This window comes from Georgenia sp. Z2081 (assembly GCF_055326445.1).
In genome coordinates this window covers 833084-848072 of the sequence record NZ_JBUZNK010000001.1, presented here as the reverse complement: position 1 = coordinate 848072, position 14989 = coordinate 833084, and the positions used below count along the sequence as shown (strand labels likewise).

Here is a 14989-nt window from a genome sequence, read left to right as displayed (position 1 = left end):
GTCAGACTCCTTCGACTCGGCGCACGGGCAGGACGGCGCGGACCCCGTCCGCACCGGCGAGCTCGGCGAGGCACGCGGCGAGGGTGCCCTCGTCGGTGCGGTGGGTGGTGATCGTCAGCGTCGCGCTCTCCCGGCTCGCGGCGGGGTCCCGGTCGCGGTCCGACCCGCCGTCGTACGCGTCGTCGAACACGTCGTAGAGCTCGTCGCCGTAGGCGGTCGGGTCGGTGTGCGCGGCCTGGCGGACCGCCTCGATCGAGATCCCGTGGCGGGCGAGGACGGCGGCGACGAGCGCGAGCATGCCCGGTCGGTCGTCGATCTCGAGGTCGAACCGCGCGGTGATCCGCTGGGAGCTCGCAGGCAGGGGTGCGAGCCGGGCGTAGGCGGACTCCCGGGGAGCCTGCCCGCCGCGGACCCTGTGGCCTGCCGCCGCCACGAGGTCGGACAGGACCGCGGAGGCGGTCGGTGCGCCGCCTGCGCCCTGCCCGTAGAACATGAGCCGGCCCGCGGCCTCGGACTCGACGACGACGGCGTTGAACGCCCCGCGCACGGTGGCGAGCGGGTGGTCCGCAGGGATGAGCGTCGGCCCGACCCGCACGGAGATGCCGTCGGGCGAGGTCGTGCGCCGGGCGACGGCCAGCAGCTTGAGCGCGTACCCGGTCTCCTGGGCGGCCGCCATCTCCTCGACGGTGACGCCGCGGATGCCTTCGACCGGGACGTTCTCCAGGGGGACGCGGGTGTGGAACGCGAGGGACGCCAGCAGAGCAGCCTTGGCGGCCGAGTCGTGGCCGTCGACGTCCGCGCTCGGGTCCGCCTCGGCGAAGCCGAGCGCCTGGGCCTGGGCGACGGCGTCGTCGAACGTGCTGCCGTTCGTGGCCATCTCGTCGAGCACGTAGTTCGTCGTCCCGTTGACGATGCCGAGCACCTCGGTGACCGTGTCCCCCGCGAGCGACTCGCGCAGGGCGTAGACGATGGGGATGGCTCCCGCGACGGCGGCCTCGTAGTAGAGGTCGACGTCGGCGGCCGCGGCGGCGTCGTGCAGCTCGGGGCCGTGGGCGGCGACGAGCGCCTTGTTGCCGGTGACGACCGTGGCGCCCGCGGCCATCGCGGCGTGCACGAGCGCCCGGGGCGGGTCGATCCCGCCGATGAGCTCGACGACGACGTCCGCGTCCGCGATCAGGCCCTCGGCGTCCGTGGTGAGCAGGTCCCGCGGGATCCACGGCTCGCGCTCACGCTCGACGTCGGTGACCGCGATGCCGACGAGCCGCAGGGGCGCACCGGCCCGGGCGGCGAGGTCGTCCGCCCGCTCGTTCATGAGTCGGACGACCTGGGCACCGACCGTCCCGGCGCCCAGCAGGGCGACGCGGACCTCGGAGGGCGGGGTGGTCACGGGTGCTCTCACATCCTCGACGGTAGGGGCTGCGCCGCCGGGAGCCCGGGGGTGCGACGTCAGCATATGTGTGCGGGGCGCCGCCGCACCGGGCCGTCCGGGAGGGCACCGCCCGGCACGGACCCGGCGCGACGGGCGGTCAGTCCTCGTCGAGGGCGAGCAGGTCCTCGATCGTCTCGCGCCGGACCATCACCCGGGCCCGGCCGTCCTCGACGCCGATCACCGGCGGTCGCGGGACGAGGTTGTACTGGCTGGACATCGAGCGTCCGTACGCGCCGGTCACGGGCACCGCGAGCAGGTCCCCGCGGGCGGTGCCGGCGGGGAGGGCGACGTCGCGGACGACGATGTCCCCGGACTCGCAGTGCTTGCCCACCACGCGGGTCGCCACGGACCCGCCGTCACCGGGGCGCGACGCGAGGGCGGCCGTGTAGTCGGCGCCGTACAGGGCCGTGCGGATGTGGTCGGACATACCGCCGTCGACCGAGACGTAGCGCCGGGAGGCGCCGTCGTCGAGCGCGACGTCCTTGATCGTGCCCACCCGGTAGAGCGTGAGGCCGGCCGGCCCGACGACGGAGCGTCCCGGCTCGACCGACACGCGCGGCACGGGCGAGCCGATGCGGGCGCACTCGGTGGCGACGACCGCGGCGAGGGTGGCGGCGACGTCGTCGGGTGTGGGGCCGGCGGCGTCCGCGCCGGTGTACCGGATGCCGTAGCCGCCGCCGAGGTCGACCTCCGGCAGGACTCGGCCGGTCGCGGCCCGCACGTCCTCGCGCAGCGCGAGGACCGCGCGCGCCGCGGCCTCGAAGCCCGCGAGGTCGAGGATCTGGCTGCCGATGTGGCTGTGCAGGCCGACGAGCTCCAGGGCGGGCTCGGCGAGGATCTTCCCGACGGCCTCCCGGGCTGCGCCCGACGCGAGCGACAGCCCGAACTTCTGGTCCTCGTGGGCGGTGGCGATGAACTCGTGGCCGCCGGCATGGACGCCGGTCGTCACGCGCACCATGACGGGGGCCGAGGTGCCGCGCTCGGCGGCGATCATCGTCACCCGGTCGATCTCGGCGAGGGAGTCCACGACGATCCGGCCCACGCCGGCGTCGATCGCTGCGGCGATCTCCGCGTCGGACTTGTTGTTCCCGTGCAGCCCGATCGACGGCCCCGGGACGCCGGCGCGCAGCGCGGTGGCGAGCTCGCCCCCCGTGGAGGTGTCGACCCGCAGGCCGGCAGCGTGGACGATCCGAGCGACGCCGACGGTGAGCAGCGCCTTGCCCGCGTAGTAGACGTCGGCGCCCGCCAGGCCCCGCCCGGGGGCGAAGTGCCGCGCGAACGCGTCCGCCCACGCCTGGGCCCTGCCGCGCAGGTCGGCGAGGTCGAGGACGTAGGCGGGCGTGCCGTGCTCGCGGGCGAGGTCGGTCAGGGCGACGCCGCCGACCTCGAGCCCGCCGGCCTCGTCCCGCCGGGTGGTCGTCGACCACGGCCCGGCGGCACTGCCGTCGGGCTCCGGGGCGGCGAGCGTGGCGAGCTCGGTGCCGTGGTCGCTCACATGCGCTCCGGGGCGGAGACACCGAGCAGACCGAGGCCGGTCGCGACGACCTGGGCGGTGGCGTCGTTGAGCCACAGCCGGGTGTGGTGGGCGTCCTCGACCTCGGCCTCGCCGCGCGGGGTGACCCGCACGCGGCCGTACCAGTGGTGGTAGGCCGTGGCGAGGTCCTCGAGGTAGCGGGCCACCCGGTGCGGCTCGCGCAGCTCGCCGGCCATGGTGACGATCTGCGGGAACGAGCCGAGCACGCCGAGCAGGGCGGCGTCCGCCGGGTCGTCGAGGAGCTCGGGGACGAAGGCGAGGTCGCGGCGCACGCCGTGCTCGGCCGCGTTGCGGGCGACCGCGCAGGTACGGGCGTGGGCGTACTGCACGTAGTAGACGGGGTTGTCGTTCGACCGGGCCACGAGCAGGTCGAGGTCGAGGTCGATCGAGGTGTCCGTGGACGAGCGGGCCAGCGAGTAGCGCGCGGCGTCGACGCCCACGGCGTCGACGAGGTCCTCGAGGGTGACGACCGTGCCGGCCCGCTTCGACATCCTCAGCGGCCGGCCGTCCTTGAGCAGGTTGACCATCTGGCCGATGAGGAGCTGGAGGTTGACCCCCGGCTCGTCCCCGAACGCGGCGCACACCGCCATCATGCGGCCGACGTACCCGTGGTGGTCGGCGCCGAGCATGATGACCACCTCGTCGAAGCCGCGCTCGCGCTTGTCGAGGTAGTAGGCGATGTCGCCGGCGATGTAGGCCGTCTCGCCGTCGGACTTGACGACGACCCGGTCCTTGTCGTCCCCGAACGACGTGGTGCGCAGCCAGGTGGCGCCGTCGGCCTCGAACACGTGCCCGGCCTCGCGCAGGCGCGTGAGCGCCCGCTCCACGGCGCCGGAGTCGTGGAGGCTGTCCTCGTGGAAGTAGACGTCGAAGTCGACGCCGAAGTCGTGCAGCGCCGCCTTGATCTCGGCGAACATCCGCTCCACGCCGCGGGAGCGGAACGCCTCCTGCGCCTCGGCGTCCGGGAGCGTGGCGGGCTCGGGCCCGCCGGCGGCGAGGGCGTCAGCGGTGACGGCGTCGGCGATGTCGGCGATGTACTGCCCGCCGTACCCGTCCTCGGGTGCCTCCTGGCCGCGGGCGCGCGCGAGCAGGGAGCGGGCGAACCGGTCGATCTGGGCGCCATGGTCGTTGAAGTAGTACTCGCGCGTGACGTCGGCGCCGGTCGCCGTGAGGATGCGGGCGAGCGAGTCGCCCACGGCGGCCCACCGCACGCCGCCGATGTGGATCGGCCCGGTGGGGTTGGCGGAGACGAACTCGAGGTTGATGCGCCGACCGGCGTGGCGCGTCGAGCGGCCGTAGCCCTCGCCCGCCTCGACGATCGTGCGGGCGAGCTCGCCCGCCGCGCCGGCCTCGAGCCGGATGTTGAGGAACCCCGGGCCCGCCACCTCCGCCGCCGCCACGCCGTCCTGCGCGGCCAGGCGGTCGGCGAGGTGCGTGGCCAGGTCGCGCGGCGCGGTCCCCGCCCGCTTCGCGAGCTGCATGGCGACGTTGGTGGCCCAGTCGCCGTGCTCGCGCTGCCGGGGTCGCTCGACCTTGACGGTGGACGGGACGGCGTCGGCGGGCAGCGCGATCGTTCCGTCGGCGGCGAGCGCCGCCAGCTGGGCGGCGATGAGGTCGGCGAGAGCTTCGGGGGTCACGGTCCCAGGGTAGTTCTGCGCGGGGGGCGCTCGGCGACGGGTGACGCCCGCGGCGGTGCGAGACCGACTACATGGTGCGGGCCCGCGGCCGGGGATGCCGACTACAGCGGGTGGGCGACGTACATCTCGTAGACGGGCCACGCCTCGCCGGCGAGCGTGAAGACCAGGCCGCGGCCGTTGTCCCACAGGTACTGCACCGGGGCGGCGGGGTCTGTGGTGTCGAGGATCCGCAGCGTGCCGGTGCCGTCGGTGTTCGTGTCCTCCTGCTGGCGCACGGTGGCGCCGGCGGCGACGAGCTCGTCCGCGAGCGACTGCGTGAACTCGTCGACGGCCTCCTGTGACGTGAAGCGGGCGGCGCCGTAGGACACCGAACTCGTGCCCGAGGAGTACGTGCCCTGCCAGCCCTCGACGGCGCCGCCCGTGGTCGCGCCGTCCCACGTCTCCCAGTCGCCCGTGAGGGAGTAGGTCGTGGCCGCACCCTCGTCGTCGGTGTAGACGATGCTGGTCTCGATGCGCGGACCGAGGTCACGGTCGTCGAGGGCCGGCCCGCGTGCCGCGTCGAGGATGAAGGTGCCGCCGACGATGACGGCGAGCAGCACCACGGTCGAGACGATCATGGTGACGATGAGCCGGGTGTCGGACCGTCCCCCCGCCCGTACCACCATCCGTGCGCCCCTCGAGCTCGTCCCCACCGGCCGCGGCCGCGGCGCCCCGTCGGGACACCGGTGGACAGGGTACGTGGTCGGGAGCACTCCCAGCTGCGTCGGAGCGCGGCCCGCGGCGGGATAGGATGCTCGGGCGCCTGCGGGCGTATGCCCCCGTAGCTCAGTGGATAGAGCGTCTGCCTCCGGAGCAGAAGGTCGCTGGTTCGAATCCAGTCGGGGGTACTTTCGCGCCCACCCCACCCAGCGAGTGAGCGGACTTCCGCCCGACGAGTGAGCGGACCTCTGCCCGTGCGGACCCGCCGGACCCGCTCAGTGCCAGGGACCGCGCCGGTCCAGGACGTCGATGAGCAGGCTCGGACGGTCGGTGATGATCCCGTCGACACCCAGGTCCAGGAGCCGCTCCATGTCCGCGCGGTCGTCGACCGTCCACACGTGGACCTGCAGCCCGCGCCGGTGGGCCGCGGCGACGAACCGGGTGGTCACGACCGGGATCCCGCGGTGGCGCTCGGGTACCTGGACCGCGACGACGCCGTCCTCCGGCCCGGGCAGGCGCCGCACGAGCCGGTGGCCGACGACGGGCAGGACGGAGCCGACGACGAGGCGCGCCACGGACGCGGGCCCCAGCGAGGCGGCCACGTCGAGCCGCTCGCGCATGCGCGCGAGTCGGTCGTCGGAGAAGGCGGCGAGGCAGACGCGAGCTGTGGCACCGGCGTCGTGGAGCACGTCCGTGAGGGGCACGGCCACCTCGTCCGTCTTGGCGTCGATGTTGAGCCGGAGGTCGGGATGCGCGGCGAGGACGTCGACGAGCCGGGCAGGAGGTCCCCCGCCCTCGACGGACAGCGCGCGGACCTCCGCCCACGTGCGGGCCTCGAGGGGGCCGTCGGCCGTCGTCGTGCGCGCGAGGTCGTCGTCGTGGAAGAGGACCACCTCCCCGTCGGCCGTGAGCCGGGCGTCCGTCTCCATGACGACGCCGAGGGCGGCGGCGTGCGCCGCCGCGGCAGCCGTGTTCTCGGGCACCTCGTGACGGCCGCCGCGGTGGGCGATCGCGACCGGGCCGGGGCCGTCGAACACGTGGGCGACCACGGTCAGCAGGCCTCGGAGGGTTCGACGGCGCCGAGCGAGGCGAGGTAGTCGTTCGGTGCGACGGTCTCGCCGTCGACATGGACCTCGAGGTGGAGGTGCGGACCGGTGGAGTTGCCCCAGGAGCCGACGTCGGCGATGTGCTGGCCGGCGGAGACGGTGTCCCCGACCTGGACGTGCACGCCCGACGGCGACATGTGCGTGGACCAGGTCTCGAACGTGCGGCCGTCGACCTCGTGCTCGATGATCACCAGCGTCCCGGAGCGGCCCTCGATGCCCTCGCCGGCGTGCGTGACGACACCGTCGGCGACGGCGTGGATCGGGGTGCCGAAGGGGGCGGCCCAGTCGTCGCCGGTGTGGAAGCTCGGGGACCCGGTGATCGGGTGGGTGCGCCAGCCGTAGCCCGAGGTGTCCCGGTAGGTGCCCGACTCCAGCGGCCGGACCACGGTCTCCTCCGAGGCCAGCGCCGCACGGGTGCCCGAGGCGGCGACGTCGGGCGAGCACCGCAGCTCGGAGCGGGCCTCGGTGCGGCTCGCCGCCGCGTAGGTGGCGCGCGCGTCGGCTCCCCCGCTGGCGAGCAGCTCCGAGGAGACGGTCGTGCCCGTGTCCGCGCCGTCGTTGAGGACCGAGTAGGTCGGGGCGGTCAGCGCCTCCACCTGCGGGCCGGCCAGGAGCTGCGCCTCGGCGGTGGCACCCGAGTGCTGGAACGCCGGGAGGGCGACACCGAGGGTGCCGACCGCGGCGGCCGCGGCCACGACGGAGGTACGGACGGCCCGGGAACGACGACGTGCCGGGCGCGTGCGGGCCCGGAGCTCGCGTCGCGTCGGGTGGGCGCCGGACGGTGACCGGCGGGCGACGGGCGCGGCGTCCGCCGGGGCGTCGGTCGGCCGGACCGGCGTGGCCGGCCGCGCCGGCGTGGCCTTGACGGATGTCTCACGAAGGTCACGGCGACGGACACGGGGGGCGGCCGACCGTCCACCCTCGACGGCGGGCGTCGTACCGTCGCCGGCCGCGACCTCCCCGGCGGGCCCGGCCGCGTGCGTGGTCCGAGCGTCCTGGCTGGTCACCGCAGCGATCCGACCCTCGTGGCCGTGCGCCGCCCGCAGGTCCCGTCGCCTGAGCCGGGCGCTCGGGAGGGCGGGTTCAGACATGACGGCAAGGACCTCTCGCGGGGGTTGTCGGGCACAGGTCCGCGCCAGCGACATGGTCGGGCCACGTCAGGCAGCGGTTGATCACGATACGGTAACTGTCCCGGACCGGAGGGTCCAGGGGCTCGGGCGCCTCGGTGACCAAGCACACCCGCGCCGACGAGGCCGAGGCTACCGCCGGTCGGGCCCACGTCGGACTGGTCGTCCACAGGGCGACGAGGTCCACCGAGGCTGGGCAATCGGGACCATCGCCCGGCACGAGCGAGGGTGGGTCTTGACCGCTGCTTGACAACCGGCTCCTCGCGGGCTCCGTCGGCGGGTGAACTGGGCTCCGGAGCGGCCCGGGAGTGGGGTTCTGGCACCCGTTCGGCATACGCTGAACTGCGGCAGAACGCGCTCCCCCACGACTCGGAACAAGGCGGTTTCCCACGGTGTCCACCCAGGCTCACGACAACTTCGGCCCGAACGCATGGCTCATCGAGGAGCTGTACGAGAAGTACCGCCAGGACCCCACGTCGGTCGACGAGTCGTGGCAGACCTTCTTCGCCGAGCGTGACCCTGAGGGCCTGGCCGCCGGCACGCCCGTCCGCGCCGCCGGGCCCGGCACCGACGAGAGCGGCTCGGGCACGCGCACCACGGCCGGACCGGACGCGGCACGGGCCTCGACGGACGCCGCGCCGGCAGCGGGCGCCCCGTCGTCGTCGGTCTCCGACGACGAGACCACCAGCGACGACGCGACCACCTCGACCCCGGCCACGCCGAGCCGCACGGACCCCGACCGCGTCACCTCCGCCCCGACCCCCGAGACCCGCCCCTCCGACCCGCGCGGACGCGTGTCCGACTCGGCCGTGCAGGTCATCCGCGGTGACCTGCCCCCCGCCCCGCCGGTGGAGTCCCAGGCGGCCACCGCCACGTACCGCGACTCCGCCACGCCCATCGCCCGCTACAACCCCGAGGGCGCCGAGGACGAGGTCATCAAGCTGCGCGGCGTCGCCCTTCGCACGGCGAAGAACATGGAGACCTCCCTCGAGATCCCGGTCGCCACCTCGGTGCGGGCCGTCCCGGCCAAGGTTCTCGTGGACAACCGGCTCGTCATCAACTCCCACCTCGCGCGCTCCCGCGGCGGGAAGGTCTCGTTCACGCACCTCATCGGCTACGCGATGGTCGAGGCGCTCGCCGAGGTGCCCGACATGAACTACTCCTACGGCAGCACCGAGGACGGCAAGCCGGCCCTGGTCCGCCCCGCGCACATCAACTTCGGCCTCGCGGTCGACCTGCCCCGGCCCGACGGCACGCGCACGCTCGTCGTCCCCAGCGTGAAGAAGGCCGACACCCTCGACTTCGCCGGGTTCGTCGCCGGCTACGAGGAGCTCGTGCAGAAGGCGCGCACGAACGACCTCACGGTCGAGGACTTCCAGGGCACCACCGCGACCCTGACGAACCCGGGCGGGATCGGCACCGTCCACTCGATTCCCCGCCTCATGAACGGGCAGGGGGTCATCGTCGGCGTCGGCGCGATGGACTACCCCGCCGAGTACCAGGGCGCCTCGGAGCAGACGATCGCCCGCCTCGGCGTCTCGAAGATCCTCACGCTCACCTCCACCTACGACCACCGGATCATCCAGGGCGCGGCGTCGGGCGAGTTCCTCCGGGCGATCGCGACCAAGCTGCTCGGCGAGGACGGGTTCTACGACCGCGTCTTCGTCGCCCTGCAGGTGCCCTACGAGCCCGTGCGCTGGAAGAAGGACACGGAGTTCGACGCCGAGAACGAGCTGGGCAAGCCCGCCCGGATCGCGGAGCTCATCCACGCGTACCGGTCGCGCGGCCACCTCATGGCCAACACGGACCCGATCTCCTACCGCCAGCGCCACCACCCGGACCTCGACATCACGAACTACGGGCTGTCCCTGTGGGACCTCGAACGGAAGTACCCCACCGGCGGCTTCGGCGGGAGCAACCGGGCCACGCTGCGGGAGATCCTCAACAACCTGCGCGACGCCTACTGCCGCACCGTCGGCATCGAGTACATGCACCTCGCCGACCGCGCCCAGCGCACGTGGTTCCAGGAGCGCCTCGAGCGGCCCTACGCCAAGCCGGACTCCGAGCAGCAGCTGCGCATCCTGTCGATGCTCAACAAGGCCGAGGCGTTCGAGACCTACCTGCAGACGAAGTTCGTCGGCCAGAAGCGGTTCTCGCTCGAGGGCGGCGAGTCGCTCATCCCGCTGCTCGACACGATCCTCAACGGCGCGGCCGAGGCGGGGCTGGACTCCGTCGCGATCGGCATGCCCCACCGCGGGCGCCTCAACGTGCTCGCCAACGTCGCGGGCAAGTCCTACACGCAGATCTTCGGGGAGTTCGAGGGCAACTTCGACCTCGCGGGCTCGGGCGACGTCAAGTACCACCTCGGCACGGAGGGAAAGCACGAGGCGCCCGACGGCGCGGTGACGAGCGTGTACCTGGCCGCCAACCCCTCGCACCTCGAGGCGGTCGACCCCGTGCTCGTAGGCGTCGTGCGCGCCAAGCAGGACCGGATCGACCTTGGCGAGAGCGGATTCTCCGTGCTCCCGGTCCTCATCCACGGCGACGCCTCGTTCGCGGGGCAGGGCGTGGTCACCGAGACGCTCAACCTCTCCCAGCTGCCGGGCTACCGCGTGGGCGGGACCGTCCACGTCATCGTCAACAACCAGATCGGGTTCACGACCTCGCCGTCGTCGTCGCGCTCGTCGTACTACGCCTCGGACATCGTCAAGGGGCTGCAGATCCCGGTGCTGCACGTCAACGGGGACGACCCCGAGGCGGTCGCCCGGGTCGCCGAGCTCGCGTTCGAGTTCCGGGAGGAGTTCCACAAGGACGTCGTCATCGACCTCGTGTGCTACCGCCGACGCGGTCACAACGAGGGCGACGACCCCTCGATGACGCAGCCCGTGATGTACCGCCTCATCGACGAGAAGAAGACGGTGCGGACCCTGTACCAGGAGTCGCTCATCGGGCGCGGCGACATCACCGAGGAGCAGAGCGCGCAGGCGGTCGACGAGTTCCAGCGCACCCTCGACGAGGGCTTCGCCGCCTCCAAGGAGCGGGAGTCCCGCAGCGGCGGCGACTCGGTGGCCGGCCTCGAGAAGCCCTCCGCCCAGCAGGAGGACGCCGGCCTCATGGTCGGCTGGACGACCGCGGTCAACCGCGCGGTGGTCGAGCGGATCGGCGAGGCGCACGAGCGCGTGCCGGACGGCTTCACGCTGCACCCCAAGCTCAAGCAGCTCACCGAGCGGCGCGCGACCATGTCGAGGGAGGGCGGCATCGACTGGGGCATGGGCGAGCTCATCGCCTTCGGCTCCCTGATGATGGAGGGCACGCCCGTGCGGCTCGCCGGGCAGGACTCGCGCCGCGGCACGTTCGTCCAGCGCCACGCGGTCTTCCACGACCACGTCGACGGCAAGGAGTGGACGCCGCTGCGCTTCCTCACCCCCGACCAGGCCAAGCTGTGGATCTACGACTCCTCGCTGAGCGAGTTCGCCGCCATGGGCTTCGAGTACGGGTACTCGATCGAGCGACCCGACGCGCTCGTGCTGTGGGAGGCGCAGTTCGGCGACTTCGTCAACGGCGCCCAGATCATCATCGACGAGTTCGTGTCCTCCGCCGAGCAGAAGTGGGGCCAGTCCTCCTCGCTCGTGCTGCTGCTCCCCCACGGCTACGAGGGCCAGGGGCCGGACCATTCCTCGGCGCGCATCGAGCGGTTCCTCACGCTGGCCGCGCAGGACAACCTGCTGCTCGTGCAGCCCTCGACCCCGGGCAGCTACTTCCACTTCCTGCGCCAGCAGGCCTACGCGCAGCCGCGCCGGCCGATGGTGGTCTTCTCCCCCAAGCAGCTGCTCCGCCTCAAGGCGGCGGCCGCGTCGGTGGAGGACTTCACCGAGGGCCATCTCCGGCGGGTCATCGGTGAGGTCGACGAGCAGGTCCTGGCGGCCGGCGGCCAGGTCGACCGGGTGCTGCTGTGCTCGGGCCGCGTGTACTACGACCTCGCGGCGGCGCGGAAGAAGGCCGGCGACGAGCGCACCGCGATCATCCGCCTCGAGCAGCTCTACCCGGTCCCCACCGAGGAGGTGCTCGCCGCCCTCGAGCCGTTCGGCGACGCCGAGCTCGTGTGGGTCCAGGACGAGCCGGCCAACCAGGGTGCGTGGCCGTTCCTCGCCGCGAACCTGCACATCTCCGACCGTCCGATGAAGCTCGTCTCCCGCCCGGCGGCCGCCTCGCCGTCGGCCGGGTCCGCCAAGACGCACGCCGCGGAGAACGCGACGCTCATGGCGGACGCCTTCCGGCGCTGACCCGGGCCGCGGGTGGGCGTCCGCTCGTGCGGCCGCCCACCTGCGTGCCGGCCGCCGTGGGGCAGGATGGGACGACCCCGCGCACGGCGGGGCGAGCAGAAGGAGGGGTATGAGCGACGGCGTGCGGATCTGCGTGCTCGGCGACGAGCTGGTGGCGGGGCGGGGCGACGCCCGGGCCCTGGGCTGGGTCGGCAGGGTGCTGGCACGCACACGGCACGCGACCGACCCCTTCGTCGCCGCACTGCCGGTGCCCGGCGAGACGTCCACCGGCCTGTCCGCGCGCTGGGAGACCGAGACTGCCACGCGGTTCGGACCCCGGACCGACAACCGGCTCGTCGTGGGCCTGTCCGCGGCCGATGTCCTCTCCGGCGTCTCGACCGCCCGGTCGCGCCTCAACCTCGCCAACGTGCTCGACGCCGCCTCGGCCTCGGACGTGCGCTGCTTCGTCGTCGGTCCGCCGCCGCGCCTGCGGGTCGACGAGCGCGCGCTCGCGACCGTCTCCGATGCGTTCGCGGACGTCTGCCGCAGGCGGCACGTCCCCTACGTCGAGACCTTCCAGCCGCTGCGCTCGCACGAGCAGTGGCTCGCCGACATGTACGCCGGAGACGGCACCGTGCCGGGTCAGGCCGGATACGGACTGCTCGCGTGGCTCGTGCTCCACGAGGGCTGGCACGCCTGGCTCGGCGCCGAGGACCGCGCCGCCTGACGGGCTGTGCACCGTCTGACGGGCTGTGCACCGCCTGAGGGACTGAGCGCCGCGGAACGGGCTGAGCACCTCCTGACGGGCTGTGCACCGTCTGACGGGCTGTGCGCCGCGGCTCTCCGGAACGTCGCGATGGGCCCGACATGTCCGAGCCGGACCGCGCACGGTAGCTGTCAGCCCGTAAGGGACACGTAGACAAGTGCAGGCCGTCAGCAACACGTTGACCACTGTCGGCCGGGTGCTGTCAGGCTCGCGGCCCTGTGGTCCAGTCCGACGACGGTGCCCCAGGCGCCGAGAGCACGATGTATATGCCGAGGACACGACGTAGGCGCCGAGAGTACTGCCGGCGGATGTCCACTCGGCGACTTGCTCGTGCCCTCGGTCCGGACCCCGCGTCCTCGGCACAAACCCGCGTCCTCGGCGACTTGCCCGCGCCCTCTGCGCGCACCCGCGCCCTCGGCACAGACCCGCGCCCTCTGCGCGCACCCGCGCCCTCGGCGCGATACGGGTCAGACCGACGGCTCGACCACGAGCTTGCCGGCGATCTCGCCGCGGGCCATGCGCCGAAGTCCGGTCGGCACGGCGTCCAGACCACCGATGACCTCCACGCGCGGCCGGACGCCCGTGGTGACGAGTGCCCGCTGCAGCGCCTCGAGCTCGTCGCGCGTGCCCATGGTCGACCCGAGCACGTTGAGCGACCGGAAGAACACCCGGTTCAGCTCGGCCGGCGGCGCGTCGCCGGAGGTGGCCCCGCAGACGACCACCGAGCCGCCGGGCCGCAGCGAGCGCAGCGAGTGCGCCCAGGTGGCCTGCCCCACCGACTCCACGACGAGGTCGGCCCGCCCGGAGAGGCGTTCGCCGCTCTCGAGCACCTCGTGGGCACCGAGGTCGGCGGCGAGCGCCCGTCCTGCCTCGCTGCGTGAGGTCGCGGCCACGCGGGCGCCCATGAGCCGCGCCAGCGTGATCGCCGCGCCCGCCACACCACCGGTGGCCCCCTGGACGAGCACGGTGTCCCCCGCGCGCACGCGGCCCACGGTCGTCAGCATCCGGTAGGCCGTCAGCCACGCCGTGGGCAGGCACGCGGCCTCGGCGAACGTCAGCTCGGGCGCCTTGTCCACGACGTTGCTCACCGGCACGAGCACGTGCTCGGCGAACGTGCCGTGGTGGAGCTCGGACAGCAGGGTCCGCGCCGGGTCGAGGGTCTCGTCACCGGTCCACGCCGGGTCGCCGACGACGGCGTGGACGATCACCTCGCGCCCGTCCTCGGTGACGCCCGCGGCGTCGCAGCCGAGCACCATCGGCAGGCGGTCGGACGGCAGCCCGACCCCGCGCAGCGACCACAGGTCGTGGTGGTTGAGCGCGGCGGCGCGCACGGTCACGCGCACCCAGCCGGGCGGGGCCGTCGGAGGCTCGATCTCCCCGACGACGAGCCCCTCCAGCGGGTCGTCCTGGTCCTGACGGGCGGCGTAGGCGGCGCGCATGCCACCAGGGTAGGTCCGGTCCGGTCGACGACGCCCGCCGCCGTGGACCGTCAGCCCTCGACCGACCCGAGGTGGTCGCGGAGGCTCTCGGGCGGGCGTCCGGTGACCCGCAGGACGTGGTCGCTCGCCGGCACCAGCTCGCCGGCCGCGATCGCCGTGTACGTCGACACCCAGGCGTCGTACTGCCACTCGGGAGCGTCCCACGCCCGGCGCGACTCGTAGGCCTCGGCGATCGACTCGTCGTGGTAGACCACCGACCGGCCGGTCACCTCGGTGATGGTCGCGGCGACCTCGGTCAGGGAGAGCTCCTCGGGCCCGGTGACGTCGTAGGTCGCGCCCTGGTGGTCCTGCGGTCGCTGCAGGACGGCCGCTGCGACCCGAGCGACGTCCGCGCGGGTGACGGACGCGACGCGCCCCGTGCCGGCGGGCCCGCGCAGGACGCCGTCCGCGCCGGTCATCGCCTCGAAGAAGTCGGTGTAGAAGGCGTTGCGCAGGAACGTGTACCTCGGGCCCGCGGCGATGATGTGCTGCTCGGTGGCCCAGTGGTCCCGGGCCAGGGTGAACGTGGCGTCGGGCGCCGCACCGAAGAAGGACAGGTAGACGACGTGCCCGACGCCGGCAGCGACGGCCGCGTCGACGAACCCGCGGTGCTGGTCGAGCCGGTCCGGGTGCTCGGCGCCGGAGACCATGAACAGGACGTCGACCCCGTCGAGCGCCGCGCGCGACACGCTGGAGTCCTCGTAGGTGCACCCCACCACCGCGGCACCCGGCAGGTCGGGCGCGCTCCCGGGCCGGCGGACGAGCAGGCGCTGGGCGAGGCCGGCGTCCGCCAGCTGCCGGGCGACGAGCGAGCCGATGTGCCCGGTGGCCCCGGTGACGGCCAGGGCGGGAAGGGACTCGAGGTGCGGCACGAGAGCTCCTCTGCTGCGGCGGGTGGGGATCGTCCGGGGTACGGCGAAGGCCCCCGACGTCGTCGGGGGCCTTCGGACC

At 73.8% G+C, this 14989-nt stretch carries 10 protein-coding genes and 1 tRNA gene; 3 read left to right on the top strand and 8 right to left on the bottom strand.

Annotated features, from left to right (window positions below):
• Position 1 precedes the first annotated feature (1 nt).
• From ACZLKG_RS04025 to ACZLKG_RS04010, 4 genes are all read right to left on the bottom strand, one after another.
• A complete protein-coding gene (locus ACZLKG_RS04025) occupies positions 2–1387 on the bottom strand; it encodes a homoserine dehydrogenase (protein ID WP_463648027.1) in 1386 nt (461 codons plus the stop codon).
• Between the two features lie 139 nt (positions 1388–1526).
• Positions 1527–2924 (bottom strand): diaminopimelate decarboxylase, encoded by a 1398-nt coding sequence (gene lysA / locus ACZLKG_RS04020; RefSeq protein WP_425707867.1) that lies wholly within the window; start codon positions 2922–2924, stop codon positions 1527–1529.
• On the bottom strand, positions 2921–4600 hold the full coding sequence (gene argS, locus ACZLKG_RS04015; protein ID WP_425707866.1) for an arginine--tRNA ligase: 1680 nt from the start codon (positions 4598–4600) through the stop codon (positions 2921–2923). Before argS ends, lysA begins: the two co-directional genes overlap by 4 nt.
• Positions 4601–4701: 101 nt before the next feature.
• Complete coding sequence (locus tag ACZLKG_RS04010) at positions 4702–5217, bottom strand: hypothetical protein (RefSeq protein ID WP_425707865.1); 516 nt, start codon at positions 5215–5217, stop codon at positions 4702–4704.
• A 197-nt stretch (positions 5218–5414) separates the two neighbouring features.
• Between ACZLKG_RS04010 and ACZLKG_RS04005 the strand changes: the two genes are divergently transcribed.
• Positions 5415–5487 (top strand) — tRNA-Arg (locus ACZLKG_RS04005).
• An 87-nt stretch (positions 5488–5574) separates the two neighbouring features.
• On the opposite strand, the gene ACZLKG_RS04000 is transcribed toward ACZLKG_RS04005, so the two are convergent.
• Together ACZLKG_RS04000 and ACZLKG_RS03995 are read right to left on the bottom strand one after the other, a co-directional pair.
• Positions 5575–6336 carry a glycerophosphodiester phosphodiesterase family protein gene (locus ACZLKG_RS04000; RefSeq protein ID WP_425707864.1) on the bottom strand — a complete coding sequence of 254 codons (762 nt, stop codon included), beginning with the start codon at positions 6334–6336 and terminating at the stop codon, positions 5575–5577.
• Positions 6337–6350: 14 nt separating this feature from the next.
• Positions 6351–7496, bottom strand: coding sequence for a M23 family metallopeptidase (locus ACZLKG_RS03995; protein WP_425707863.1), 1146 nt, complete (start codon positions 7494–7496; stop codon positions 6351–6353).
• A gap of 428 nt (positions 7497–7924) precedes the next feature.
• On the opposite strand from ACZLKG_RS03995, the gene ACZLKG_RS03990 reads away from it, so the two are divergent.
• Positions 7925–11815 (top strand): multifunctional oxoglutarate decarboxylase/oxoglutarate dehydrogenase thiamine pyrophosphate-binding subunit/dihydrolipoyllysine-residue succinyltransferase subunit, encoded by a 3891-nt coding sequence (locus ACZLKG_RS03990; protein WP_463648026.1) that lies wholly within the window; start codon positions 7925–7927, stop codon positions 11813–11815.
• Positions 11816–11924: 109 nt separating this feature from the next.
• Positions 11925–12521 carry a GDSL-type esterase/lipase family protein gene (locus ACZLKG_RS03985; RefSeq protein ID WP_463648025.1) on the top strand — a complete coding sequence of 199 codons (597 nt, stop codon included), beginning with the start codon at positions 11925–11927 and terminating at the stop codon, positions 12519–12521.
• Between the two features lie 506 nt (positions 12522–13027).
• Here the strand turns inward: ACZLKG_RS03985 and ACZLKG_RS03980 are convergent.
• Positions 13028–13999 (bottom strand): zinc-binding dehydrogenase, encoded by a 972-nt coding sequence (locus ACZLKG_RS03980; RefSeq protein ID WP_463648024.1) that lies wholly within the window; start codon positions 13997–13999, stop codon positions 13028–13030.
• 50 nt (positions 14000–14049) lie between these two features.
• Positions 14050–14910, bottom strand: coding sequence for an SDR family oxidoreductase (locus tag ACZLKG_RS03975; RefSeq protein WP_463648023.1), 861 nt, complete (start codon positions 14908–14910; stop codon positions 14050–14052).
• Positions 14911–14989: the final 79 nt, after the last annotated feature.